Here is a 25,283-nt window from a genome sequence, read left to right as displayed (position 1 = left end):
ATACTGTAGTTGAAGATAGCACCCCCTTAATTCCATTATTGGAAAACACTTGGGTGAATTGGATTAATGCTAAAGTGCTTTATCCCAAAGTATGAGTCACCGAGGTAACTGTTGGGATAATGCCCCAATGGAGCGTTGGTTTCGCAGCTTTAAATATGAATGGATGCAAAGAGGGCGACTATATAACCTTGGGGCAAGCGATGGACGATGTGAGAGTTTATGTGATGTATTACAATTTTGTTCGCCCACATCGTTACAATCAAGGTTTGCCACCTGTTTTAACAAAAACAACCTATCGGGGACTGTTGAATTAGCTGATCACTACATCCCTATTGAGTTAAAATTTCAATAGGGATTTTAAGGTTTTTAATCGGTTAAATCTTTGTGCAACTGCTACATAATACCGAACAGCTGGAAAAACCACCGCACTTTCAAAACTAACGTAACAAGCGTTCTACTTCATTGGCTTTGACAAGGAATTGTTTACGTTCAGCCGTTGCCATACCACTGCTTCCTCCCGGAAGTTTGACCGTAAGCGGGTTCACAGGGCGTCCGTTAATATGAAATTCATAGTGTAAGTGCGGACCGGTTGAGCGTCCGGTATTTCCCGACAATGCAATACGTTCACCTTTCTTCACACTTTGTCCGGCTTTTACTAAAGGACGGCTTAAGTGCATATACACGGTTTGGTATTCGCGAGAATGACGAATGACCACATAACGACCGGCGCCATTTGCCTGATACGCAATTTTTTCTACCGTACCATCTGCCGGTGCAATAACCGGCGTGCCTATCGGCATAGAAAAATCCACGCCTTTATGTGGTGCAACACGGCCTGTAACAGGATGAAGACGACGAGGGTTAAACGGTGAAGATACGCGCGCTTGACGTTGCAATGGATAACGTGCAAAACCTTTACCTAAGGTTTCCCCCTGACGGTTATAGTAACGTCCGTTCGCCGCCTGAATCGCATAATAGCCTTTTCCTCCGGTCATAATATGAATAGCTTCTACGTTACCTTGACCGGTACGGTTCTCTTCTAAATATTCACGAGAGACTAGAATCGATATTTTGGTGTCTTTTTTAAGTTGTTTTAAACTCACTTGCCATTGTAATGCTGAGGTCAATTGGTAAATTTGACGATTATCTAAACCTAATTTTTTCAGACTATTAACGAAAGAACCATCCATTTCACCACGTAGCACTTCCCGTTTCCAAACACTTTTCTTTTCTAGAATCTGACGATTAAATTTACCGTCTGACTGTAATTCGTAGATATGCTCTTTTTTCTGTGAAACCAACCAATTCAAATATTCCAATTCACCATCATTATTCAAAATCCAATAGAATTGCTGTCCTGCTTGTAAATATTTGAGCTCAGGATAAGTGGCAATCAGTTGCTTACTAGTATCATCCTCCAAACCGGAGAGTTCCAATACATCCTTTAAACTATCGCCTTTCACCACGGTATGGCTAAATTGATCTTTGATTCTAATTGCTTGATCCGCCACGTCTAAAATATTCACGACAGCATCCTTCGCATCACCTGGCAAGGTATCCAGATCATCAAAATCATCGTGAGTTTTGACTTCTTCAGATTCATCGTCTTTCCCTACATCATCGTCATAAGAAGTGGCCTCTTCTACGGCATTAAGGCTAAACGTATCGGCTAAAATTTGTGTTTCTTGAACAGCTTCATTAGTAAAGGAAACAACATAGGCAGAACCAGGGTAAAGCTCACCTAAAGAGAGAATCTCCTGTAGTAGATTATTTGTATCGGAAAATGTATTTTGGGTTGAAAGGTTGGAATAAGTAGGATTTTTGACACGTTCAATTTTATCTTCTGCCGTGTCATTTAAATGAAGAAAAAAACCGGTAAAAATCAACAAAAGTGCCAAAAAGAAAATAAGCGCTTTAATACGCGATTTTCTTTGACGACGCTCTCTTGCTAATTTCACGTGTTGTACCACTTTGTTTTCCTTACAACAAATAAGAGTTAAGTTTACTTATGACTCAATAAAAATAAAAAAATTCAACGGATAAAATGAAATTCCTGACAAACGGCGCAATTATACACATAAATTATCGGCGAACTTGTTAAATCATAAAAAATAAGCTATTTTTAGCGCAATTTTTCTACGTTGAAACCTCGAATAGACCCCATCATGCAAATCAATGCAATAAAAGTGCCCTTAGTTGAATTAAAAGACATCAATGTAAAATATGGCCAACAAGTCGCTCTCAGCCATATTAACCTCATTATTTATCCCAATTCGATTATTACTATTGTAGGACCTAATGGCGGTGGTAAATCTACACTATTAAAAGTCTTACTCAAACTACAGCAACCCACTTCCGGTTCTGTGCGCTACAACAAAAATATTCGTATCGGTTACGTCCCGCAAAAGATCCACCTAGACCACAATTTACCCATTACCGTTGAAAAATTTTTATCCTTAAAAAAAGGAATTTCTCGGCAGGATATTCAAGATGCCATGGCATTATTATCCATTAGCCATTTAATTCACAACAATATGCAAAAACTTTCCGGTGGCGAAATGCAACGGGTGTTACTGGCAAGAGCAATTTTAAATAAACCAAATTTATTGGTGTTAGACGAGCCCACTCAGGGCGTAGATATGACCGGTCAGGCAGAGCTTTATCAGCTGATTCAGCAAACTCGTGAAAAATTAAACTGCGCAATTCTAATGGTGTCGCATGATTTGCATATTGTCATGGCTGACACTAACGAAGTACTGTGTATTAATCAGCATATTTGTTGTGCCGGTACTCCTGAAACCGTTTCAAGTGATCCAACATTTATTCACTTTTTCGGCAATCAGTTTTCTAGAAATATTGCAGTTTACACCCATCACCATAATCACCGCCATAATATGCACGGCGACATTTGCGGTATGGAATCCCAGCATTCACACTAACGATTCATATTATGTTTGATATTCTTTTTCCCGCCTGGATTACAGGCATGGTACTTTCGCTAATTACAGCACCACTCGGTGCGTTTGTGGTCTGGCGTAAAATGGCTTATTTCGGCGATACACTTTCCCATTCGGCGTTATTGGGCGTTGCGCTTGGCATTTTCTTGCAAATTAACCCTTACATCGCCATTTTAGTCCTCACGGTTTTGCTTTCCATTGCCATGGTTTGGTTGGAAAATAATACGCAATTTTCTGTAGATACATTACTTGGCATTATTGCCCATAGCTGTCTTTCCATCGGAGTCGTCACAGTCGGTTTGCTCCAAAATGTGCGGGTCGATTTAATGTCCTATTTATTCGGCGATTTACTGGCCATTACTTATGACGATCTCATTTACATCAGTCTTGGCGCCATTGTCGTGCTTGCCGCATTAATCTATTTTTGGAAGCCGCTAATTTCCACCACAATCAGCCCGGAGTTGGCTCAAGTGGAAGGGATTAATGTGAAAAGAATGCGTTTTATTCTGATGATCTTAACGGCCTTAACTATTGCCTTGAGCATGAAATTTGTTGGTGCATTAATTATTACCTCCCTACTCATCATTCCGTCAGCCACCGCCAAGCGCTTTGCCCGCACACCGGAAAGCATGGTTGGTATTGCTGTAATTGTTAGTATGCTCTCTGTATCCATGGGGCTAACCTTATCTGCATATTACGACACCGCCGCAGGCCCTTCTGTCGTCATTTGCTCCACGTTTCTCTTTTTGTGTTCATTACTGAAAAAAGAACCGAATTAAATCTTCATTCACCACAACAAATACATAAAAAAACGACCGCACTTTAAGAGGAAAATCTAAAGTGCGGTCGCTTTTTTTTCGTTTTTTAAATTACAACGTCGGACGAATCCCTAACGTATGGCAAATCGCGTAAGTAAGTTCGCTGCGGTTTAAGGTGTAGAAGTGGAAGTCTTTTACCCCTTCGCGAGACAATACACGTACCATATCCATGGCGATACTTGCCGCCACTAAATTACGGGTTGTTTGGTCATCATCTAACCCATCATACATTTTCGCCATCCAGGCAGGAATTTTCACATTAGTGATCGCAGCCATTTTTTGAAGCTGTTTGAAGTTAGTGACCGGTAAAATGCCCGGCACGATTTCTGCGTCAATACCGATAGAAGCACAACGATCACGGAAGCGCAAATAGCTATCGATGTCAAAGAAGAATTGCGTGATCACGTGATTAGCACCGGCATCAATTTTACGTTTTAAATTGATTAAATCCGCTTGTGCTGATTTTGCTTCCGGGTGCACTTCCGGATAGGCTGCAACGGAGATATCAAAGTCGGCTACCTCACGAAGCAATGCCACTAAATCTGCAGCATAAAAAGGTTTTTTCTCGTAACCTTTCGGCTCATCACCACGCAACGCCACAATACGGCGAATACCGCTATCCCAATAATCTTTTGCAATGCGGCGTAATTCATCCGGTGTTGCATCGATACCGGTTAAATGTGGCGCTGCCTCCAAACCGGTTTCCTGCTTAATGCGTTTTACAACACCATGCGTACGTTCACGCTCACCGGAGTTCGCCCCATAGGTAACGGAAACAAATTTCGGTTTTAACACTTTTAAACGATGAATAGATTCCCACAAAATATCTTCCATTTTTTCATTTTTTGGTGGGAAAAATTCAAAGGAAACGTTAATTTTGCCGTTCAAGTCAGCTAAGTGTTGGTTTAAATTATCAATTTCTTTTGCATAACTCATAAAGTTACCTCATTTCAAATCTGTCAAAGATATTGGTTAAATTAAAGAGAAAGGAAATATGTGTCAATTTCAAATATTTCATTCATTAAATGAATGAAATTAATGTTTAGCATAAAAAGCCCGTGACAATCACGGGCCTTAAAAACATTGTTTTTTCTTACCGCACTTTTGTTTAATTTCGACGTCGCGCCAACAGCCACCAAGTAATAAGCAGGAACAACACACTTGGCATCAAGGCGCCAATAAGCGGAGTGGTGTTATACACTAAGCTGAATTTACCAAATAACTCATTCACCACATAGAACAAGAAACCGAAAGAAATCCCGATAAGAATACGTGCACCGGCAGTCACACTACGCAACGGACCAAAAATAAAGGACAACGCCAACATCATCATCACGCCCACAGAAACCGGTTGAAACAATTTACGCCAATAGGTCAACTCGAAATTTCTGGAATCCTGTCCGGTTTCCTTTAAGAAAGCAATGTAATTCGATAACCCCGAAATAGACAACGATGTTGGGCGCAGTGACGCCACGCCTAGTTTATCGGGCGTTAAATTGGTCTCCCAGTCTTCATTTAAACGATTGATAGTCACCACTTCATCGGGTTGAATACGGGATTCATTGACTTGGCGTAACGTCCATTTGCCATTGTTAAAAGACGCTTGATTCGCATGTTTCATTTTCTCTAATTGGCGTTGTTCATTGAAGGTATAAATATAAATATCATTCAATTCCACATCATCAGAAATACTACGCACATACACGAAATTATTACCATCTTTTGCCCAAATACCATTTTTCACCGAAAGCATAGAACCACCGGAAATAGCTTTAGAGCGCATATCACGTGCAAACTGCTCGGTTTGGGGGATTCCCCATTCACCAATCACCATCGTCAACAAGACTAACGGAATAGTTGTTTTCATCACGGCAATGCCGATACGTATACGTGAAAATCCTGATGATTGCATGACCACCAACTCGCTACGACTGGCAAGATTTCCCAATGCAATTAATGCCCCAAGCAATGCCGCCATAGGGAAAAAGGTTTCGACATCTTTCGGCATCGTCAACACCGTATAAACAATCGCCTGCAAAATGTCATAAGTACCTTTACCCACGCTACGGAACTGCTCTACAAATTTAATAATGGCAGATAATCCTACTAACATTAACAAAGTGGCGAAAATCGTGCCTAAAATACTTTTACCGATATATCGTTCTAAGGTATTCATTCCGTTATCCCTGTTTTAGCGTTTTTTATTTAATGAATAACGAATACGGTACATGAATGCGCTATCCCAACTATTGAGCAAAATCACTAATAAGAAAAAGCCTCCATTCACCAATGGCATAAATAAAGTGGCATCTAATTTGCCTGCACCACCGGCAGATTTCAGTGAACTTTGTAATAAGAAGTAAATTAAATACAACAACAATGCCGGCAACACTTTGGCAAAACGACCTTGGCGCGGATTAACACGACTTAACGGCACAGCTAACAAGGCCATGATCGGCACGGCAAGAATTAACGTTAAACGCCAGTGAAATTCGGTTTTCATGGCCGGCGTATCGGCATTTAACAGTTGCATAAGGCTCATTTCACCCGCTTCATTTGAATCATCTTCAACGGCTTTATGGCCTAAATAAGCTTGGTATTCATCAAAATGGGTGATGCGGAAATCCGGCAAAATGGCGGTGCCTTCAAAACGATCACTATTTTGCAAACGTAAGATTTGATCGCCGTTTGGCAAGGAGGTTAATTCCCCTTGCTCCGCCACAATGACTGACGGCTTAGTTTGCCCTTTTGGCTGGGTTTGGAATACATAAACGTTATTAATTTGATTTTCTTGAATGTCATCAATAAACAACACAAAATCACTGTTATTTGTCGTCATAAATTGACCGGCAGACAAGGCGCCCATATTCGGATTTGCCTTTGCTTCCTCAATGATCGCCACTTGTTTATTAATTGCCCACGGACTCAACCATAATGCATTGTATGCTGCCAACGCCCCGGTAAATAACGATAAAATCAAAACGACTTTCACTAAAATTTTTGACCCTACGCCACAGGCACGCATGACGGTAATTTCACTTTCGGCGTATAAACGACCTAAAGTCAACAAAATCGCAATGAACAAACAAAGTGGCAACATCAGTTGTGCCATGGTCGGCATGCCTAAACCAAGCAAGGAAAAGACCAAATCCGCCGGCACCTGGCCATTCGCGGCTGATCCCAGTACGCGAACGAGTTGCTGACAAAAAAAGATCAGCAACAGAATGAACAAAATCGCAATCTGGCTTTTAAAAACTTCTTTGGTTAAATATCGGGTTAAAATCACTTTTTTTGCCTATTTTTCTCTTGCTATTTCAGCAAAAGAGATTAAATTCGTTTCACTTTGAAAAAACCAAATCGGGTTTGGCTTACCTAAAGAATAGGTGGCGTATGATACCCTAATTTGACATTTAAAACAGCAAAATAAGCGAGGAAAAAATGAAGTATAGCGCACAACATTATGCCGTAAATCAAGCAGCGGATTGCCTGATTGTGGGCATTTTTGAAGAAAAAAACTTATCTCAAAGTGCGGTGGAAATTAACAAGATTTCTGATAATTATCTCCTCCATTTGGTGGAAAGTGGTGAGCTTAGCAGCAAACTTGGGCAAACCACATTATTGCGCAATGTGCCAAACCTTGCGGCTGAACGACTTCTCGTCGTGGGATGTGGTAAACGTGGTGAACTAAACGAACGTCAATTTAAACAACTTATACAAAAAACAGCACAGGCACTAAAGGAAACCCAAGCCAAAAGTGCGGTCAGTTTTTTAACTGAAATTTCCCTGAATCAACGTGATATTTATTGGAACATCCGTTTTGCTATTGAAGCCATCGAACAGGATTTATACCAATTCACTCAATTCAAAAGCCAAAAAACAGCAGAAAAATCTACCGCACTTTCAGAGTTGATTTTTAACGTTGGCGCAGATGAGCAGGCATCCGCCGAACAAGCGATTCAGCATGCATCTGCGATCGCCCTCGGCGTACGCTTTGCCAAAGATGTGGCGAACTGCCCACCGAATGTGTGCAACCCGGCATATTTGGCAGACAAAGCCCTAAACTTAGCCGAAACCTCACCACTGATTAAAACGACCATTATCAATGAAGCAGAAATGGAAAAATTAGGCATGGGTGCCTATCTTGCCGTATCACGCGGCGCGCATAACGAGGCAAAATTAGCCATTATGGAATACCGTAATGCACCAACCCCGAGCGCGAAACCGATCGTGTTAGTGGGAAAAGGGTTAACCTTTGATGCCGGCGGTATTTCCCTCAAACCGGCGGCGGATATGGATGAAATGAAATACGATATGTGCGGCGCGGCTTCCGTTTATGGCGTGATGAATGCCTTAGCACAACTACAGTTACCATTAAACGTGATCGGCGTCATGGCAGGCTGTGAAAATCTTCCGGACGGCAACGCTTATCGCCCGGGCGACATTCTCACCACCATGAACGGCTTAACCGTGGAAGTGTTAAATACCGATGCAGAAGGTCGCTTGGTGCTATGTGATACGCTCACTTACGTAGAACGTTTTGATCCTGAACTGGTCATTGACATTGCCACCTTAACAGGGGCTTGCGTAGTCGCATTAGGACAACACAACAGTGGTTTGGTCTCTACCCATGACGACATCGCAGCCGCGCTTGAACAAGCCGCACAACAAAGTGCCGACAAGGCATGGCGTTTACCGTTAAGCGAAGAATACCAAGAGCAGTTAAAATCCAACTTTGCCGATTTAGCCAATATTGGCGGACGTTGGGGCGGTGCCATCACGGCGGGTGCCTTCCTCGCCAATTTCACCAAGAAATACCCATGGGCGCACCTCGACATTGCCGGTACTGCATGGCTACAAGGTGCAAACAAAGGTGCTACCGGCAGACCGGTTTCCTTGCTCGTACAATTCCTGTTAAATCAAGTGAAATAAAACACGAAGAACGGCACAGGCTTTGAACACTGGCACTGCCAATCATCTTCAAAAAATGAAAAAAAATGACCGCACTTTGAGAATGATCCCAAAGTGCGGTCATGACTTTGGTCACTTACATCTCAAAAGAATTATTCCTTGACGAAGATCATCATTTTTGATGGTTTTCACAAAACCACCTCATAGCTAAGCCCTAAATCCAGTAAAATAATTCGATAAAAATAAATAACTTGTTCATACTGTTAAATATTTTTTCATACTTAAAAGCAATAAAAAACGCAACAGGAAACATATGCAGGGCATTGAATTACGCATAAAAGGCAAAGTACAAGGCGTGGGATTTCGTCCTTTCGTCTGGTTATTGGCGAATCAATACGGATTACGCGGCGATGTCAACAACGACGGGCAAGGCGTACTCATCCGCCTGCTTGAGCCAACAGCGCAGCAACTGCAACAATTCCTGCATGATCTGCAAACCCAACTGCCTCCGCTTGCGCTGATTACCGACATTCAGCAGCAGGAAAAACAATGGGAAAATCCACCGCACTTTGAAGGCTTTGAAATCCGTGAAAGCGAAAACAACGCCATGGATACCCAAATCGTGCCTGATGCCGCCACTTGCCCCGCCTGTTTGAAGGATTTATTTAACCCGACCAATCGACGCTATCATTATCCTTTTACGAATTGCACCCACTGCGGCCCGCGTTTTACGATTATTAAAGCCATTCCCTACGATCGCAAAAACACCTCGATGGCCGATTTTCCCCTTTGCCCTGATTGCGCAGAAGAATATAAAAACCCTGCCGACCGTCGTTTTCATGCGCAACCTAACGCTTGCGCCATCTGTGGCCCGCACGTTTGGTTAAGCAATCAAGAAGGAGCGCTTATCGATGAAAAAACACCGATAAAAACCACCGCACTTTTGTTGCGGCAAGGCAAGATCGTTGCAGTAAAAGGTATCGGCGGTTTTCATCTTGCCTGTGATGCAACCCAGGCTGATGCGGTGCAATTACTACGCGACCGCAAACACCGCCCAAGTAAACCCTTGGCGGTGATGGTGCCGGATGTGTCTTTTTTAAACGATCTCACCGAAACAGAAATCAAATTACTCACCAGCACGGCTGCGCCCATTGTGCTATTGGCAAAACACAAAGTCCCCTCATTAGCAGACCAGATTGCACCACAACTCAATGAAATCGGCGTGATGTTACCAAGCAACCCGTTACAGCATTTGTTATTGAGAGAAGTGAATCGCCCATTAGTGATGACTTCTGCCAACCCAAGCGGACAACCGCCGGTATTGGATAATCAAAGTGCGGTGGAATATTTAAGTGATTTGGCGGATTATTTCCTCTGCCACAATCGCGACATTTTGCAACGCGCTGACGATTCCTTAGTGCGCGCGGCATTTGATGGCATAGAAACCTTGCGCCGCGCCCGCGGCTATGTGCCGGACGAGACTCTGTTGGATCGGCACAGCCCGCGCAATGTGCTGGCATTAGGGTCTGATTTAAAAAATACGTTCTGTTTGTTGCGTCAAAATAAAGCCATCGTCAGCCAACACATCGGCGACACCTCGAATGAAAAAGTGCGGTCGCAATTAGAAGCGAATATTGCGCTATTTTGCCAAATCTACCAATTCAAACCGGAACTTATCGCCATTGATGCCCACGCGGGTTATTTCACCCATGAAGTGGGTAAACGCTTGGCTACACAACATCAAATTCCTTATGTGGAAGTGCTCCACCACCAAGCCCATATTGTCAGCGTCATGGCAGAACATCATTGCCATGAGCAAGTTATTGGGCTTGCGTTAGACGGTATCGGCATGGGGGAAAACGGACAACTTTGGGGCGGAGAATGTCTGTTGGTCGATGAAAAACACTGCCGCTATTTAGGTGGGCTACCTGCGGTGGCATTGCCGGGGGGCGATCTTGCCGCCAAACAACCTTGGCGCAACTGGTTAGCGCATTTGCATCAATTCGTGCCAAATTGGCAAGAAATCGCCGCCCAAACGTGCGCCGACTACGACTGGCAACTGCTCGCTAAGGCCATTGAACGTAATCTGAATAGCCCACGAATTTCCTCTGCCGGTCGCTTATTTGACGCTGTGGCATTTGACTTAGGCATCACGCCGCCACAACTGAGCTGGGAAGGCGAAGCCGCTTGCCAATTAGAAGTGCTCGCCTCGCAATCAGCGCTCGCCAGTTTACCATTCGATAAAAGAAAGCTTCCAACCTTAATGCCCCTTAACGCCGAAAATAAATTGGATCTTGCCCATTTCTGGCAAGCATGGATTGCGCTCGATTTGTCCAACGCTGACAAAGCCTTTATTTTTCATTATGCGTTAGCAGAAGGTTTCGCTCAATTGGCTCGCCAACAGGCGCAACGCCATCATTGCGAAACTCTCGTGCTTTCCGGTGGCGTATGGCATAACCAATTATTACGGCGATTGATAAAAGAACAGTTAGCTGAATTTAAGGTATTGAGTGCGCATCAGTTTCCGATGGGAGATGGGGGCTTGAGTTTGGGGCAGGCGGTCATCGCGGCTCAGATGGGGCCCAATCGTCTTATTTGTGCATGATTCGTGAAAGTGCGGTCGGTTTTCTAAACGTTTTATGGATTATCATTTGCTATACTGAGCGAATCCTTTTTTATCTATACCAATGTGAGGCTTCTTATGCTTAACAAAGATACCCAACTCTGTATGTCCCTCTCCGGTCGTCCCGGCAATTTCGGCACCACATTTCACAATTATCTTTATCAAAAACTTGGTTTGAATTTCATTTACAAAGCCTTCACCACCGATGATATCGAACACGCCGTCAAAGGTATTCGCGCGTTGGGTATTCGAGGCAGTGCAGTGTCTATGCCGTTCAAAGAAAGTTGTATGCCGTTTTTAGACGAAATCTCGCCTTCCGCACAAGCCATTGAATCGGTCAATACCATCGTCAACGATAACGGCATTTTACGCGCCTACAACACCGACTACATTGCCATTGTTAAACTTATCGAAAAATACCAATTGAATAAGAACGATCGCGTGATCGTACATGGCAGCGGTGGCATGGCAAAAGCGGTCGTGGCGGCATTTAAGCATTCAGGCTTTGAAAAACTCAATGTCTTCGCCCGTAACGAAAAAACAGGCAACTATTTAGCCGCACTTTATGGCTATGATTACCTTTCATCCCTCGACAATCAAACCGCCGACATACTCATTAACGTCACGCCAATCGGCATGAAAGGGAGCAAAGAAGCTTTCGATCTCGCCTTCCCCGAAGAGATGATCCGTCAAGCCAAAACAGCGTTTGATGTGGTTGCCCAACCTGCCGACACACCATTAATTAAAACCGCCCATGCCTTAGGTAAACAAACCATCTCCGGCGCGGAAGTGATTGTGTTACAAGCCGTTGAACAATTCGAGCTCTATACCGGCAAAAGACCAAGCGAAGCTCTCATCGCCGAAGCGGCAGACTATGCGAGAAAAAATGCCTAAAGTGCGGTGGGTTTTGAGCGTTTTTTATCATTTAGACTTTATCTATAGCGCGCTATAGGAGCCGGCATGAGAGCTAGAATGAAAAATGCTGTGATATACATACATGGTAAAGGCGGAAATGCAGATGAAGCTTGCTACTATAAAAAATTTTTCAGTGATGAATATGACGTTATCGGGTTTGATTATAAATCGGAATTACCTTGGGAGGCTGAAGTCGAATTTCCAAAATTCTTCGATTCACTAGTCCCTAAATATCGTGAAATTTCTTTGATAGCAAATAGCATTGGTGCATATTATTCCCTGCTCTCTTTAGCCAATAAACCGATTAGAAAAGCGATTTTTATTTCTCCAATCGTGGATATGGAAAAATTAATTTTAAACATGATGGCGAGGTTAAACATATCGGAAGAACAGCTATACAAAGAGAAAATAATTACAACATCCTTAAATGAAAGCTTATCTTGGGAGTATTTTTCTTATGCCAGAAACCATCCGATAACTTGGAATATACCAAGTCATATTCTTTACGCCGGCAATGACAATATCACTTCCTTAGAAACGATGCGAAATTTTGCAAATCATATCGGCGCAAGTATGACTGTTATGCATAATGGGGAACATTGGTTTCATACGGAAGAACAATTGGCTTTCTTGGATAATTGGTTTAAGAAATTGATATAAGACCCTTTTATAGACGTACGCCATTGTGAGGGGTTACAGCACACGCTGGGAAGCGTGCGCTATTGGAACCATAGGAGAAAAAATATTTATGAAAATATTAAAAAATTTTGCCTTATTTTTTATGACTATCATCATTTCATTTGAAACGATAGGTGTTGAATTAGTCAATTCAACAAAAAAGCAAAATAACATTAAAGAAGATAACCAAGTAACCAAAACTTATTCCCCTAGACCGGACTTAACCGGGAAACAGACAGGGAGTTTAGAGTTATCTTATCAATTTGACATTAAAGCAACGGGAGAATACGAACCCGAACTTGGGTTACCCCTATATGATATTTATAAACGTACCAATACTGCAGATGGAAAGACACTATTTTATGAGAAAGAATACTCTGGCGACATAAAACCCAGACCGCCTAAAAACCACCACAAAAAGGAGATAATTAAATTTATAAAAAACGGAGAGGAGCGCTGGATTACAATAGATCATTACTACGAAACCACAGGTACGCCAAGTTACATTAAACAATATCGCTTATGGGATGATATAAATAATGAAATTAAGGTGGCTTTTGACAAAGGAAAAGTAGAGAGGCTTTATATGGACACCGATAAGTTTAACGAAGTATTGGGGATATTTTCGGACGTTAATTATATTTCCTACACCAACGGAAAACCAACTCAAAAACACTATATAACGGTGCAAAATGGAGTAAAGGAAGATCTTTATGAAAATTATGATGAACAAGGGACACTAGAAAGCGTAAATTATCTTAAAAACACTAATTTTATTTATACAAAATATTTTTATCCAAATGGCAAAATAAAATCATACGTAAACCATCATAAAAATATTGAACAAAACTTTAATGAAAATGGGATATTAATCAAAAAATTATCAAAATAAATTTCCTCTTGCCGCCTCCAACAGCCCCTGCGTCCACGCTGGGGCTTTCTTTAGTCCAATCGTGGATGCTTGCGCCCTCTTTTTTGCCTAGGGTAACAAGTTACCCTAGGTTAAGCATAGTCATTCCCCTTTGGGGAATTTAAAGCGCAAAAGTGCGGTTGAAATCCAAAACGTTTTTCACATAAAAAACAATCCCAAATTCCACCACACTTTTTATCCAATAACGCTCAAATAAAATCCCCTTTGATAGCGCCAGCGTCCACGCTGATGCTTCTTTGGGTCCAAGCGTGGACGCTTGAACCATCATGAAAAAGAAAGTGCGGTTGAAATCCCAAACGTTTTTTACCGCAAAAAACAATCCAAAATCCTACTGCACTTTTAACTAATAACGCTCAAATAAAACGGCCCCGTATAAATTGCCCGAACGACTTGGCATTTTTAGGAAAATTTCGCTTTGTTTGAGCCACGCAGTGGCGAGTTCGAAATTTTCCGTGAAGAAAATGACAATAAAGAGAGGAAAAGCAATTTATCCGGGGTGTGTTCTTTGCTACTTTCTTGCACAAGCAAGAAAGTAAAACAACCTAACAAATCCTCGGCAACGGCTCATTCATCGGTAAATCCAACAACCGTGACTGCCCGAAACTGCCTAATAATCTGACTTTTTTATCCGTCGTCACTTCGCCAATCACGGCGGCATTTTTGCCTAATTCATGGGAATGAAGTGCGGTCAGAATTTCAGGTGTTTTTTCGGGGGAAGCAATAATCACCAATTTGCCTTCGTTAGCAAAATTTAAGGCTTCTAACCCGAGCAATTCGCAAATACCGCGTACTTCAGAACGGATGGGTAAATCGTCTTCGTTGATTTGCATGCCTAATTGTTGGGCGGCAGAAAATTCGTGTAACACCGCATTTACGCCGCCACGAGTAGCATCACGTATCGCTTTTACGCCCTCAATGGGGCGCAATAAATCGATGAGTGGTGCAAGAACCGCACAGTCGCTTTTGAGATCCGTTTGAATCCCCAGGTTTTCGCGCAAATTAAGAATGGTCGCGCCGTGTTCGCCGATGGTGCCACTGACGATAATGTTGTCGCCCGCTTCAATACGGTGCATCCCCCAATCGATGCCTTGCGGAATGACACCGATGCCGCTGGTGTTAATAAAGATTTTATCCACCGCACCTTTTTGCACCACTTTGGTGTCACCCGTCACCACTTGCACACCGGCAGCTTGGCAAGCTTTTGCCATAGCTTGAATGATGTCTTTGAGTTCGGCTAAGGGCAAGCCTTCTTCTAAAATAAAACCGCAAGAGAGATATTTCGGCACGGCGCCACACACCGCCACATCATTTAACGTACCACACACGGCAAGTTTGCCGATATTGCCACCGGGAAAGAAAATCGGATCGATAACGAAACTGTCGGTACTAAAAGAAAGCTGTTCCCCTTGTGCCATGAGCGCTGCTAAGGGCAAACGGGCTTGGTCTTCCCCTTGCGCAAGAATGGGATTATCAAAGGCTTCGACGAAATAATCCTGAATAAGCTTTTGCATGGCACCGCCGCCGTTGCCGTGCGCCATGGTGATGAAATCTGTCATTATTCTCTCCGATATTGATAATAGGCGGCACACGCCCCTTCCGAGGACACCATCAACGCGCCATAGGCATTGTCCGGGTTACATTGCGTGCCAAATAACGGGCAATCTGAAGGTTTGCATTTGCCGGTAAGCACGTCGCCGCAACGAGAATTTGGGTCATCCGCCACTTGTTGCGGTTGGCTGTGGAAATACACTTCCGCATCAAAGCGTTTATAAGCATCGGTCAGTTCTACACCCGACTCTTCAATTTCACCTAAGCCACGCCATTCGCTAGATTTTTTCAGTTGGAACACTTCGCGCATGGCTTGTTGCGCCAGCAAGTTACCTTCGGAATGCACGATACGTTTATATTGATTTTCAATTTCGCAACGTCCGTCCACAAATTGCTGCACCAACATCACGATGGCTTGCAAAATATCTAACGGCTCAAAGCCTGTGATGACAAAAGGTTTGTGATATTTATCCACGATGGATTGATAAGGCGACGTGCCGATCACCATGCTCACATGCCCCGGCGCAAGGAAGCCATCAATTTTCACATAATCTTGTGAAAGCAAACTATGTAGCGTCGGAATGATGGTAATGTTTTGGCAAACTACCCAGAAATTCTGAATATTTAATTTATTCGCCTGCTGCAAAGTCACCGCAGCACTCGGCATGGTGGTTTCAAAACCAAGAGAGAAGAACACCACTTTTTTGTCAGGATTGTTCACTGCGATATTCATCGCATCTAACGGTGAATACACGATTCGCACGTCGGCACCTTTTGCTTTGGCTTCCAACAAGGAGCCTCGACGCCCTTTCACGCGCATGGCATCGCCAAAGGTGCAGAAAATCACGCCAGGCTTTTGCGCAATTTCAATGCACACATCAATGCGCCCCATCGGCAAGACACATACAGGACAACCGGGGCCATGGATAAATTCAATGCTTTTCGGTAACAGACGATCTAAACCGAATTTAAAAATGGTATGCGTATGCCCGCCACAAACTTCCATTAAATAGAGCGGATTTTCCGCTGTATATTGAGGCAATTTCGCCATTAATTCATTCAGGCGATTGACTAAACTTTTGGCTAATTTCGGATCACGAAACTCATCAATAAACTGCATTTTGTTTCACAATCCTTATTGTGCCTGTAACCAGTCTAACCAGGCTTGTAAGCCTTCGCCGGTTGCCGCAGAAAGTTGAATCACTTCAATTTGTGGGTTCACTTGTTTGGCGTAAGCGATACATTTTTCCACATCAAAATTAAGGTATGGCAATAAGTCGACTTTGTTTAAAATCATCAACTTAGACGCCGCAAACATGTGCGGGTATTTCAACGGTTTGTCTTCACCTTCGGTGACGGACAAAATCACCACTTTGGCTTTTTCACCCAAATCAAATTCAGACGGACAAACCAAGTTACCCACGTTTTCAATAAATAGTAGGCTGTTTTGTTTCGGTTCAAGTTTGAACAGGGCATCATTGATCATTTGTGCATCTAAATGGCAGCCCTTGCCGGTGTTGACTTGAATCGCTGCGACGCCGGTGGCACGAATACGGTCCGCATCATTTTCCGTTTGTTGATCGCCTTCGATCACATAACAAGTGCGGTCATTTTTCAGCGCGTTTAACGTGGTGGTGAGCAAGGTGGTTTTACCGGAACCCGGGCTGGACACCAAATTCAGTGCAAGAATATGTTGTTGCTGGAAAAGAAAGCGGTTGTGCGCCGCGATTTGATTATTTTTACCTAACACGTCCTGTTCCACTTTCAACAGGCGTTTCTGTGTTTCATTGGCTTCAGAAGCCGATTCTACCGAGTGAAATTTGAAGTGAGAAAAGTTCGGATTTTTGACCGCACTTTGTGTGCCGTCATGGTCATGATGAGAATGAGCTACCTCACCGATTCTGACTTGTTCCGGATGTCCACAACCACAAGTTGTACACATAATATTGCCCCTTAACGATCTGGTTACAAAAAACCTTGCTAGGGTAGCACAACCTTTGATTTTTCGGGTTGATTGAGATCATAAAGTCAGAACATCATCGGCCAATTCAGCCGTAAATCCTTGATGATGAGAGGCTACCAACATAGGCAGCGACAGCTCACGCAAAAGTGCGGTCAATTTTTCCGTATTTTTACAATCCAATCCATTCGTCGGCTCGTCTAACAATAACATTTTCGGTTGCATTGCCAACACGCCCGCTAAAGCGGTGAAATTTTTTTCGCCACCGGACAGCATATGCACGGTTCGGTTCTGCAAGTGGGCAATCCCTAAGCATTCCAGTTGCTGCAAAGCAACAGCATACGCCTGCTGGCGTGACAAACCTTGATTTAACGGCCCAAAGGCAACATCGTCCAACACAGTTGGCCCAAACAGTTGATCATCGGCGTGCTGAAAACAAAGCCCTACGATGCCACGAAAAGGCGCAAAATCTTTTTCCTCCCGACATAAGTGTCCAAAGAGGCGAATATCGCCACGAGTAATAGGCACAAACCCTAACAAAGCAAGCAATAAGGTGGTTTTTCCTGTGCCTATTTCGCCCTGCACAAAAAAGCGTTGACCTGGTTCAATTTGAAAAGACAGATTGTCGATAATCTGCCGTTCTCCTCGTTTAATTTGCAATCCGTTGACTTGTAAAACCGTCATTTTTCCCCACTTAAATTTGTTTTTTCACCGAAGCGAAAGCCACGGCATTTGAGCGCGATTTGCGCTGTCTCAGCTTTGAGTAAAGCGTGCACCAGTAACAGCGCAACCCGTTGTGCCGTGACATATAACGTTCGGCGATTCAATCCGGCATGATACCCTCGCGCACGCATCGCCAAATCCATTTTCTGTTGTAATTCGCCTAACAGCGCAATATAGCGCACCGTCAATACAAACAGCCAAATTAGCTTAGGCGGCAACGGCAATTTCCCGATGGCTTGTACCAATACTGCATCATTCATTTTCCATAACAGTAGCCATAAAAAAAACAGCAAGAGGTTCATGCGTAAACTGATTAACAGTGCCGTATCCATGCCTGACGGGTTAAGTTCAACACCATCAGCTCCAATACGCCAACTTAAGGTTGCCCAAAGCAATAAAGTAAAAATGTTGAATACCAGCCAACGTTTTAGATAAGAAAAATAAGAATCACGACAACGATAAATCAAGATTACCCATAAGATTAAGGCGATTCCGTTTAACCATAGCAACAAGGAGAGATTCGACAAGGCGCTGATCACCAAGCCCCAAAGGAATAGATAAATCAGGCGCAAGTGAGGGGCAAAAAAGTGCGGTGGAAAAAAACGCTGAAATACGGGGCTCATTGTGCGCACCGTTTGGTATCGTCAATGTTCAGTGAAGTGCCAATAGATTGTAATGCACTCGGGTACATTTTGCTGAGGAGAGAAATCACACCGTAGCTGATCATACCGTCTAACACGAATACCGGTAAATGTGACAACAGCAATAAGGCAATTAAATCCTGATAATGTTTGCCGCCATCTAACGCTAAAACGAGAGAGGCTAATGCGCCGGCGCCACTGACACCAATAATGCCTGCGCCCAAGCCGGTAATCAGTTTTGCCATAGCTCCCATATCCGGCTTTAAATAACCACGCAACACATAATGCGCCGCGACCGCCGGCAATGCCATGACACATAAATTCACGCCCAATACGGCAAAGCCGCCAAAAGAGAAGAATAGAACTTGTAACAATAAGGCAATAAGAAAAGCCGGGAAGACTGCCCAGCCAAGAAATAAACCTGCCATGCCATTTAAAATCAAGTGAACGCTGCCAATGCCCACGGGAACATGAATGGTGCCAGCAACAAAAAATGCCGCCGCAAACAACGCCGTTAGAGGCAAACGTTCACTCTCTAAACGACGTAATCCGACAGCGACACCGACTCCCGCCAAAGCAACGCCCGCTAATAACACCGGCGTATGCAATACGCCTTCCGACAAATGCATGATTAACGTCCTTTTCTTAATTTGCGGGCGCTTAACCAAGCGGCAATGCCCGCAATGCCTACGATGTAACCCATACCGCCTAAAATATCATGCAGGTAAATTTTGTCGCGTAACTGCGCAATATCCCCCCGCAACAGTAACAGGCTTTCATCGTTTGCTTGCGTTGGTGTGTTTGGTGTCGCGGTGATGCGATCCGCCACCACTGCCGCACGATGCCCTTCTTCCCCTTCGACCACCACTTTCAAGGCGACTTTGGGTTCAACCGCTAACGGAAAATGAAAATATCCACGGTTGTCGGTTTTCCCCGTCATCAATGGCTGATTTTCCCCATGACGTAAAACTTCCACATAGGTTTCCGCGGCAGGGGTCATATCGGAATAATAGGATTTCCCCGTGACAGTTTGCCCATCATACTGGGCGAACACATAAAGTGCATGCGCCAACGCATGAGGGGCAATCAACAAGGGGAAAAGTGCGGTCAGAATACGCAACGTTTTTTTCATTTGATTACTCGGCATCAAAGGTCAGCATATATTCCACTGAGCGGCGATCGTAATCCGGATTGTCTTTGACGTTTTCCTCAAATTCAGCCCAAACTTTGTTGTAACCTGCTTGTGGTGTAAATTCAGCAATACCTTTGTCGTTGGTTAAGTTGAACGGCGCATCTTCGCCCAATCCCACTTTAATGTCTTTTACCGGTTTGCCTTTATGTAACACTAAAATTTGCAATGGTTTTCCGGCCTTGGGTTGCGCTTGTGGCACCAATTCGTATTCCATGCCGTGTGCTTTCATCGCTTGTTCGTCCCAGTGTAAAACGGCTTTACCAAATTTCACCGGATTCACAGAAAGTTCGGCTGTCGGTTCTTGTTGTTTCGTTTTTTCTACATATTTGCCGCTTGGCAATTTAGACCAAATACCGTTATCAAAACGAATAAACACTTGTGAGGCTTTCTCCGCATTAAGATAAGCTTCACCTTCTTTAAATTGATAGGTTGCGTTAGTGACATTACCTTTACTATCCAGCAATTTAACCGCTTTCAATTTTTGTTCAGGATAAGCTTCTGTCTGTTCATGGCCGAATTTCACCACATATTGTCCGGCGGCATTGGCATCTTTAATAGGCTCCACCCAAACGTTATGGGCGTTAGCAAGGGATGCGGCGAAAAGTGCGGTGCAAATTACACTTATTTTTAGAAATCTCATTTGATGTCTCCTTTTATCGTTGAGTTTTAACCATGGTAAAATATGGAGTCACTCCAGAATCAAGTGTTTTTTAGAAAAACAGACGAAAAATGAGAGCGTGGTCGGGAGGGAGCTGAATCCGCGTGCGATGAAAACCGCACGCGGAAAGAAAGGATTAATTCAATTCTGCCAACATGGCAACGATCATGTCAGAAGATTGTTTCGCCGCCAACGGAAGGAATTCTTCAAAGGACATATTCGCTTTGCCATCCCCCGCATCAGAAATGGCGCGAACCACCACAAAAGGCACATTAAACGCGTGACAAACTTGCGCAATCGCAGTGGCTTCCATTTCCACGGCAATCACCTTCGGGAAATCCTGCTTAATTTGTGCCAACCGTTCACCACCTTGAATAAAACTGTCACCGGAACAAATCAAACCACGTTTCACATGTTGCCCTAATTGGGTGGCAACGCGTTCTGCCAGCTCGACAAGTTTGGTATCGGACACAAAACTGACCGGGCATGCAGGCAACTGCCCTTTGGCATAACCAAAAGCCGTCACATCCGCATCGTGATATTGCGTTTCAGTGGACACAATCACATCACCAATGTTCAAATCTTCCGCCACGCCACCGGCAGAACCGGTATTAATCACCAGAGCCGGTTGCGTTAATTGCAATAACGCGGTCGTCCCCATGGCAGCCGCAACTTTGCCGATACCGGATTGCAACAAGGCAACCTGTTTTCCTTGAATGTTGCCTTCATAAATCGTGCCGGACGCCAATTTTGTCACGATCTTATCTGTCATTAAATTGAGTAAAATTTCTACTTCTTGCGCCATTGCGCCAACAATACCGATTTTCATAAGGATCCTTTGTACTGGTTTGCTATTGTTTTTTGTTAATTAAAAAATCTAATACCGCGAGGGCATAATCGTCATTATATAAGGTGCTCGCGGTCAACACATATTTGCCGTCAATAATGACATAAGGAAACGTAAACACGCCGTAATCTTCGGTTAAACGTATTGCCTCATCCACCTGTTGTTTAATTTGCTCTGAAGAATAGGTTTGTAAAAAACGGTTTCGCTCAATGCCTTGCTGCTCAAGCCAAGTTAATAGATTTTCCTGTTGAGCAAGTTTGATATATTGGCTTTTTTCAGCCGTTTCAAACATTAATGCAGAGGATACATTGTCGGCATTTAACGCCTGCAGACTGTAAAAAACCGTCGCAGAAAAACGCGTTTTCGCGGTTGCTACCGGATATTCGGTTAATACCACGCGATCGCGGTTAATTTGACTATAAAGTTCAAGAATGTCTTGGGCAGAAGAGCAAACGCGACAATCGTAATCAAAAAAGAATTGAATCGGGATGCGATTATCTTCCCGAGGCGGAAGCGTTAGCGGTTCTTGATAGGAAAAATAATCTTTGCCATCTTCAAACGGGTGATTGGCTTCATCTGCTGCAGGCAGATGAGACACGCTTTCTTGCGCAACGGCAAATCCGCTGACAAAGAATAAGACGATGAGCAATCCAACCCGTGACATCATGTGCCTAACTTTCCAATGGTTCAATATAATCCACTAACAACTGAAGATCGCGATTACCACGAAATTCATTGATATCTAATTTATACGCAAATCTTGCGGTTTTTATAGATAAATCAGGATAATAGCGCGTATCGATGTTAAAGGCGATAGCATCTAACAAAGGTCCGCCCAGTTTGGGTTCCACCATCATTTTCAAGTGTTTTTCGCCCACTAAGCGTTGTTGCAAAATTTTAAACTCACCATCAAACATGGGTTCAGGAAATGCTTGTCCCCAAGGACCACCTTGACGTAAGGTTTCTGCCGTTGCCAAGTTTAACAAGTTCGCATTTAATTCGCCGTCAGTCCAAATCGTGCCTTGTAATTGGTCTTCCGCCAATAATTCACTGACCGTCTGATTAAAAATCTGACGAAAATCGTCAAAGCGACTTTCCGGAATACTTAATCCTGCCGCCATGGCATGTCCGCCAAATTTCAGGATCAAATCCGGATGCTGTGAATAAACCCGTTCCAGCACATCACGAATATGTAAGCCGGGGATGGAACGTGCAGACCCTTTTAAGATGCCTGCTTGATCTTGAGCAAACGCAATCACCGGGCGGTGAAACTGTTCTTTAATGCGTGAGGCGAGAATCCCAAGCACACCTTGGTGCCAATCCGATTGATACAACACAATAGAATGCGGAATGTCTGTTTCAAGTGCGGTGGCATTTGCAAACAAATTTTGGCAGATGGTTAAAGCTTCTAACTTCATGCCTTGCTCAATTTCTTTGCGCGCTTGATTTAACCCATCCAGCTCTAATGCCAACGCGCGAGCCGTTTCCATGTTTTCGGCTAACAAAAGCTCCACGCCCACGGACATATTATCCAGCCGTCCCGCGGCGTTTAAACGAGGCCCAATGGAAAACCCTAAATCCGCTGCCACGAAACGGGTCACATCCCGCTTCGCCACTTCTGCCAATGCAAGAATGCCGCATCGACAGCGTTCAGCGCGAATACGGGCAATGCCTTGATAGACTAAAATGCGGTTATTTTGATCTAATGGCACCACATCGGATACCGTGCCTAACGCCACCAAATCCAACAATTCCGTGAAATTCGGCTGATTTTTGGCATCAAATAGACCAAGTTCACGGAATTTCGCCCGCAAGGCAAGCATAAGATAAAAAGTAACTCCCACACCCGCCAGATGTTTGGAGGGAAAACCGCAATGCGCCAAATTCGGATTCACAATGGCATCGGCATTCGGCAACGTTTCCGGTGGCAAGTGGTGATCGGTGACGATCACTTTCACACCTTGCGCCTTTAAAAAGGCGACGCCCTCATGGGAAGAAACACCGTTATCCACGGTCATTAACAACTCAACGCCAAGTGCCAAAGCCTCTTTTGCGACGGCTACACTTAAACCATAGCCTTGTTCAAAACGATTCGGCACTAAATAGGTCACGTTGGCAAAGCCCAGCTGACGCAAGGCTAACACTGCCAGTGCTGTGCTGGTGGCACCATCTGCATCAAAATCACCAATAATGACAATGCGTTGTTGTTTTTGGTAGGCTTCAAAGAGGTGTTCTACCGCGACATCCACACCTGACATGAGATTTGGATGGTGCATAGCATTTAAAGTGCGGTCTAATTGGTTGGCGTTTTTAATATGGCGTGAACGATAAAGACGATCCAACAAGGGATCGTCACAGAGTTTATCACCTGCCGGCACATCGCGGCGTAAGATACGTTTTTGCACGGATGACCTTGCATTACCCTTCTAAGGCAGCAAGTAAATCAGCCGGTTTCAAATAACCGCCGATAACATCACCTTCAGATGTAATAATTGTCGGTGTACCGGTGACGCCCAGTTGCATACCAAGCATATAATGTTTTTTCACCATATTCGGGGTTTTCAATTCTTGCGGTAAATGCCCTTTTTCCGCTTCATTCAAAGCGAACATAGGATCTTTTGCCGTCCAAATCGCTTCCATTTGACGTGCTGTTTGATTATCCAAACCACCACGCGGGAACGCCAAATAGCGTATAGTAATACCTAAATCGTTATATTCTTTGATTTGTTGGTGTAATAAATGGCAGTAATGGCAGGTAATATCCATGAACACGGTGACAACATGCTTTTCGTTTTTTGCTGGATACACAATCATTTCGTCTTTCAATGCATTGACTTTCTCCATCAGCAATTTATTAGAAACGTTGCTAATGCCTTTGTCGGTAAGTTTATAAATTTTACCTTGAACTAAATAATCGCCATCTTCGCTGGCGTAAAAAATACCTTGATCGCTTACAACGGTTTTCAATCCCTTAATCGGTGAGGTTTGAATTTCAATATCTTTTGCACCTAATTTTTCCAGCTTACTTTTCAACACGGCATCGTTTGCGGTTGCCCCCACAGAAATCGCAAAAAGAGAAAGTGCGGTAATAATTTTTTTCATTTTTTGTTCCTAAATTGTGAAATAGTTAAAAGAAGTGCGAATTATAAAAGCAATTGGCAGCTTATGCAAAATTGGGCGCATTATACTAACCCAATAAAATACTTGACTATAACGCTCAACTTTTTATATTCTAAAAAGCGTACAAGCTTTCTTGTACAACAACTTTACATTTTAAATTTACTTATAAGAGGTGATCCTAATGAAAAAACTTTTCAAAGTCGCTGCAGTATCTGCACTCACATTAGTTTCCGTTAGCGCATTCGCTGCGTCTCAACAAGCTGAAGAAGTAAAAAAATTTAAAGCTTGGGAAGAAACAGCCGGCCAAAAACTTGAAGCAAGTTTTGATGCAATTGCTACTGCCTCTGCAAGTAGCAATATGGCCGCAACTGAAACTGCTGTTACAGAATTTGAGAAAAAAGCAGCAGAACATGTAGCTGAATTAGAAGCATTAGGCATTAAAAGTGAAGAAGTTTCACCACTTGTTGCTATGTATAAAGAATATGTAGATGCTGAAAAAGAAGTAGCTCAACTAATTTTATCTCAAGTCAAAGCACCATCTACTGACAATGCCGGTAAAGTTCCTGAAGCTGTCGCAAAAGCAAACGCAAAAGAGGATGCTATTGACAAATTAGCAGATCAATTAGAAGAAAAATTCCCTGCTGACGAGTAATTCAGTTTTAAGTTAAATCAATTTAAAACCTTATTCATTCCTTATGAATAAGGTTTTTTATTATTCCATCACCTACCAAATTCCCGCAAAATCCCTTATAATTCCACACTTA

Annotated in this window: 25 protein-coding genes and 1 pseudogene; 9 read left to right on the top strand and 17 right to left on the bottom strand. The window is 43.4% G+C overall.

The window, feature by feature from the left end; translation table 11 throughout:
- A pseudogene (locus ACO5E4_RS07130) lies at positions 1–95 on the top strand (HvfC family RiPP maturation protein); the annotation flags it as partial.
- Between the two features lie 342 nt (positions 96–437).
- Here ACO5E4_RS07130 and mepM read toward each other — a convergent pair.
- Positions 438–1,970, bottom strand: coding sequence for a murein DD-endopeptidase MepM (mepM, locus tag ACO5E4_RS07125; protein WP_485862556.1), 1,533 nt, complete (start codon positions 1,968–1,970; stop codon positions 438–440).
- 195 nt (positions 1,971–2,165) lie between these two features.
- Between mepM and znuC the strand changes: the two genes are divergently transcribed.
- Together znuC and znuB are read left to right on the top strand one after the other, a co-directional pair.
- Positions 2,166–2,939 carry a zinc ABC transporter ATP-binding protein ZnuC gene (gene znuC / locus ACO5E4_RS07120; protein WP_485862555.1) on the top strand — a complete coding sequence of 258 codons (774 nt, stop codon included), beginning with the start codon at positions 2,166–2,168 and terminating at the stop codon, positions 2,937–2,939.
- Between the two features lie 11 nt (positions 2,940–2,950).
- Positions 2,951–3,736: a zinc ABC transporter permease subunit ZnuB gene (gene znuB / locus ACO5E4_RS07115; RefSeq protein WP_485862554.1), complete on the top strand. Its 786-nt coding sequence runs from the start codon at positions 2,951–2,953 to the stop codon at positions 3,734–3,736.
- 90 nt (positions 3,737–3,826) lie between these two features.
- Here the strand turns inward: znuB and metF are convergent, their stop codons facing one another.
- From metF to lptF, 3 genes are all read right to left on the bottom strand, one after another.
- Entirely contained in the window at positions 3,827–4,711 is an 885-nt protein-coding gene (gene metF / locus ACO5E4_RS07110; protein ID WP_314953743.1) for a methylenetetrahydrofolate reductase, read from the bottom strand.
- Positions 4,712–4,883: 172 nt separating this feature from the next.
- A complete protein-coding gene (gene lptG / locus ACO5E4_RS07105) occupies positions 4,884–5,951 on the bottom strand; it encodes an LPS export ABC transporter permease LptG (RefSeq protein ID WP_485862553.1) in 1,068 nt (355 codons plus the stop codon).
- Between the two features lie 15 nt (positions 5,952–5,966).
- Entirely contained in the window at positions 5,967–7,061 is a 1,095-nt protein-coding gene (gene lptF, locus ACO5E4_RS07100; protein ID WP_485862552.1) for an LPS export ABC transporter permease LptF, read from the bottom strand.
- Between the two features lie 152 nt (positions 7,062–7,213).
- Here lptF and ACO5E4_RS07095 point away from each other — a divergent pair, with 152 nt between their 5' ends.
- From ACO5E4_RS07095 to ACO5E4_RS07075, 5 genes are all read left to right on the top strand, one after another.
- Complete coding sequence (locus ACO5E4_RS07095; RefSeq protein ID WP_485862551.1) at positions 7,214–8,704, top strand: leucyl aminopeptidase; 1,491 nt, start codon at positions 7,214–7,216, stop codon at positions 8,702–8,704.
- 292 nt (positions 8,705–8,996) lie between these two features.
- On the top strand, positions 8,997–11,288 hold the full coding sequence (gene hypF, locus ACO5E4_RS07090) for a carbamoyltransferase HypF (RefSeq protein ID WP_485862550.1): 2,292 nt from the start codon (positions 8,997–8,999) through the stop codon (positions 11,286–11,288).
- A gap of 96 nt (positions 11,289–11,384) precedes the next feature.
- A complete protein-coding gene (locus ACO5E4_RS07085; protein WP_485862549.1) occupies positions 11,385–12,200 on the top strand; it encodes a shikimate 5-dehydrogenase in 816 nt (271 codons plus the stop codon).
- Positions 12,201–12,266: 66 nt separating this feature from the next.
- Entirely contained in the window at positions 12,267–12,881 is a 615-nt protein-coding gene (locus ACO5E4_RS07080) for an alpha/beta hydrolase (protein WP_485862548.1), read from the top strand.
- A gap of 88 nt (positions 12,882–12,969) precedes the next feature.
- On the top strand, positions 12,970–13,791 hold the full coding sequence (locus tag ACO5E4_RS07075) for a hypothetical protein (RefSeq protein ID WP_485862547.1): 822 nt from the start codon (positions 12,970–12,972) through the stop codon (positions 13,789–13,791).
- A gap of 139 nt (positions 13,792–13,930) precedes the next feature.
- Here the strand turns inward: ACO5E4_RS07075 and ACO5E4_RS07070 are convergent, their stop codons facing one another.
- The 13 genes from ACO5E4_RS07070 to dsbC all read right to left on the bottom strand — a co-directional run bounded on the left by ACO5E4_RS07070 (position 13,931) and on the right by dsbC (position 24,501).
- Entirely contained in the window at positions 13,931–14,149 is a 219-nt protein-coding gene (locus tag ACO5E4_RS07070; RefSeq protein ID WP_485862546.1) for a hypothetical protein, read from the bottom strand.
- A 223-nt stretch (positions 14,150–14,372) separates the two neighbouring features.
- Entirely contained in the window at positions 14,373–15,386 is a 1,014-nt protein-coding gene (gene hypE, locus ACO5E4_RS07065; RefSeq protein WP_485862545.1) for a hydrogenase expression/formation protein HypE, read from the bottom strand.
- Positions 15,386–16,498, bottom strand: coding sequence for a hydrogenase formation protein HypD (gene hypD / locus ACO5E4_RS07060; protein WP_288677530.1), 1,113 nt, complete (start codon positions 16,496–16,498; stop codon positions 15,386–15,388). Before hypD ends, hypE begins: the two co-directional genes overlap by 1 nt.
- 15 nt (positions 16,499–16,513) lie before the next feature.
- Positions 16,514–17,320: a hydrogenase nickel incorporation protein HypB gene (hypB, locus tag ACO5E4_RS07055; RefSeq protein WP_485862544.1), complete on the bottom strand. Its 807-nt coding sequence runs from the start codon at positions 17,318–17,320 to the stop codon at positions 16,514–16,516.
- 78 nt (positions 17,321–17,398) lie between these two features.
- Positions 17,399–18,022: an energy-coupling factor ABC transporter ATP-binding protein gene (locus tag ACO5E4_RS07050; protein WP_485862543.1), complete on the bottom strand. Its 624-nt coding sequence runs from the start codon at positions 18,020–18,022 to the stop codon at positions 17,399–17,401.
- Positions 18,019–18,684, bottom strand: a complete 666-nt coding sequence (locus ACO5E4_RS07045; protein ID WP_485862542.1) for an energy-coupling factor transporter transmembrane component T family protein — start codon at positions 18,682–18,684, stop codon at positions 18,019–18,021. The genes ACO5E4_RS07050 and ACO5E4_RS07045 overlap by 4 nt, the downstream gene beginning before the upstream one ends.
- A complete protein-coding gene (cbiM, locus tag ACO5E4_RS07040; RefSeq protein ID WP_485862541.1) occupies positions 18,681–19,331 on the bottom strand; it encodes a cobalt transporter CbiM in 651 nt (216 codons plus the stop codon). Before cbiM ends, ACO5E4_RS07045 begins: the two co-directional genes overlap by 4 nt.
- Positions 19,332–19,333: 2 nt before the next feature.
- Positions 19,334–19,834 (bottom strand): carboxypeptidase regulatory-like domain-containing protein, encoded by a 501-nt coding sequence (locus ACO5E4_RS07035; protein WP_485862540.1) that lies wholly within the window; start codon positions 19,832–19,834, stop codon positions 19,334–19,336.
- A gap of 4 nt (positions 19,835–19,838) precedes the next feature.
- The gene (locus ACO5E4_RS07030) at positions 19,839–20,534 is read right to left on the bottom strand and encodes a DUF4198 domain-containing protein (RefSeq protein WP_485862539.1); all 696 of its coding nucleotides are present in this window, start codon (positions 20,532–20,534) and stop codon (positions 19,839–19,841) included.
- 154 nt (positions 20,535–20,688) lie between these two features.
- The gene (locus ACO5E4_RS07025; RefSeq protein WP_485862538.1) at positions 20,689–21,381 is read right to left on the bottom strand and encodes a 5'-methylthioadenosine/adenosylhomocysteine nucleosidase; all 693 of its coding nucleotides are present in this window, start codon (positions 21,379–21,381) and stop codon (positions 20,689–20,691) included.
- A 22-nt stretch (positions 21,382–21,403) separates the two neighbouring features.
- On the bottom strand, positions 21,404–22,063 hold the full coding sequence (locus ACO5E4_RS07020; RefSeq protein ID WP_454905581.1) for a thiol:disulfide interchange protein DsbA/DsbL: 660 nt from the start codon (positions 22,061–22,063) through the stop codon (positions 21,404–21,406).
- Between the two features lie 7 nt (positions 22,064–22,070).
- Complete coding sequence (recJ, locus tag ACO5E4_RS07015) at positions 22,071–23,804, bottom strand: single-stranded-DNA-specific exonuclease RecJ (RefSeq protein WP_485862537.1); 1,734 nt, start codon at positions 23,802–23,804, stop codon at positions 22,071–22,073.
- A gap of 13 nt (positions 23,805–23,817) precedes the next feature.
- Complete coding sequence (gene dsbC / locus ACO5E4_RS07010; RefSeq protein WP_314953791.1) at positions 23,818–24,501, bottom strand: bifunctional protein-disulfide isomerase/oxidoreductase DsbC; 684 nt, start codon at positions 24,499–24,501, stop codon at positions 23,818–23,820.
- Between the two features lie 199 nt (positions 24,502–24,700).
- On the opposite strand from dsbC, the gene ACO5E4_RS07005 reads away from it, so the two are divergent.
- On the top strand, positions 24,701–25,171 hold the full coding sequence (locus tag ACO5E4_RS07005; RefSeq protein WP_485862536.1) for a preprotein translocase: 471 nt from the start codon (positions 24,701–24,703) through the stop codon (positions 25,169–25,171).
- Positions 25,172–25,283 lie beyond the last annotated feature (112 nt).

The organism is Aggregatibacter sp., from assembly GCF_057314075.1.
Note: the sequence above shows the minus strand (reverse complement) of the source record. Positions and strands in the feature narration are given on the sequence as shown.

Coding starts and splice junctions, on each gene's coding strand:
- znuB (WP_485862554.1), top strand. CDS start 2,951: ATGTTTGATATTCTTTTTCCCGCCTGGATTACAGGCATGGTACTTTCG.
- znuC (WP_485862555.1), top strand. CDS start 2,166: ATGCAAATCAATGCAATAAAAGTGCCCTTAGTTGAATTAAAAGACATC.
- cbiM (WP_485862541.1), bottom strand. CDS start 19,331: ATGCATTTGTCGGAAGGCGTATTGCATACGCCGGTGTTATTAGCGGGC.
- ACO5E4_RS07035 (WP_485862540.1), bottom strand. CDS start 19,834: ATGAAAAAAACGTTGCGTATTCTGACCGCACTTTTCCCCTTGTTGATT.
- ACO5E4_RS07095 (WP_485862551.1), top strand. CDS start 7,214: ATGAAGTATAGCGCACAACATTATGCCGTAAATCAAGCAGCGGATTGC.
- ACO5E4_RS07020 (WP_454905581.1), bottom strand. CDS start 22,063: ATGTCACGGGTTGGATTGCTCATCGTCTTATTCTTTGTCAGCGGATTT.
- hypB (WP_485862544.1), bottom strand. CDS start 17,320: ATGTGTACAACTTGTGGTTGTGGACATCCGGAACAAGTCAGAATCGGT.
- ACO5E4_RS07050 (WP_485862543.1), bottom strand. CDS start 18,022: ATGACGGTTTTACAAGTCAACGGATTGCAAATTAAACGAGGAGAACGG.
- ACO5E4_RS07080 (WP_485862548.1), top strand. CDS start 12,267: ATGAGAGCTAGAATGAAAAATGCTGTGATATACATACATGGTAAAGGC.
- ACO5E4_RS07045 (WP_485862542.1), bottom strand. CDS start 18,684: ATGAGCCCCGTATTTCAGCGTTTTTTTCCACCGCACTTTTTTGCCCCT.
- dsbC (WP_314953791.1), bottom strand. CDS start 24,501: ATGAAAAAAATTATTACCGCACTTTCTCTTTTTGCGATTTCTGTGGGG.
- ACO5E4_RS07025 (WP_485862538.1), bottom strand. CDS start 21,381: ATGAAAATCGGTATTGTTGGCGCAATGGCGCAAGAAGTAGAAATTTTA.
- ACO5E4_RS07075 (WP_485862547.1), top strand. CDS start 12,970: ATGAAAATATTAAAAAATTTTGCCTTATTTTTTATGACTATCATCATT.
- ACO5E4_RS07030 (WP_485862539.1), bottom strand. CDS start 20,534: ATGAGATTTCTAAAAATAAGTGTAATTTGCACCGCACTTTTCGCCGCA.
- hypF (WP_485862550.1), top strand. CDS start 8,997: ATGCAGGGCATTGAATTACGCATAAAAGGCAAAGTACAAGGCGTGGGA.
- ACO5E4_RS07005 (WP_485862536.1), top strand. CDS start 24,701: ATGAAAAAACTTTTCAAAGTCGCTGCAGTATCTGCACTCACATTAGTT.
- hypD (WP_288677530.1), bottom strand. CDS start 16,498: ATGCAGTTTATTGATGAGTTTCGTGATCCGAAATTAGCCAAAAGTTTA.
- hypE (WP_485862545.1), bottom strand. CDS start 15,386: ATGACAGATTTCATCACCATGGCGCACGGCAACGGCGGCGGTGCCATG.
- ACO5E4_RS07085 (WP_485862549.1), top strand. CDS start 11,385: ATGCTTAACAAAGATACCCAACTCTGTATGTCCCTCTCCGGTCGTCCC.
- metF (WP_314953743.1), bottom strand. CDS start 4,711: ATGAGTTATGCAAAAGAAATTGATAATTTAAACCAACACTTAGCTGAC.
- lptG (WP_485862553.1), bottom strand. CDS start 5,951: ATGAATACCTTAGAACGATATATCGGTAAAAGTATTTTAGGCACGATT.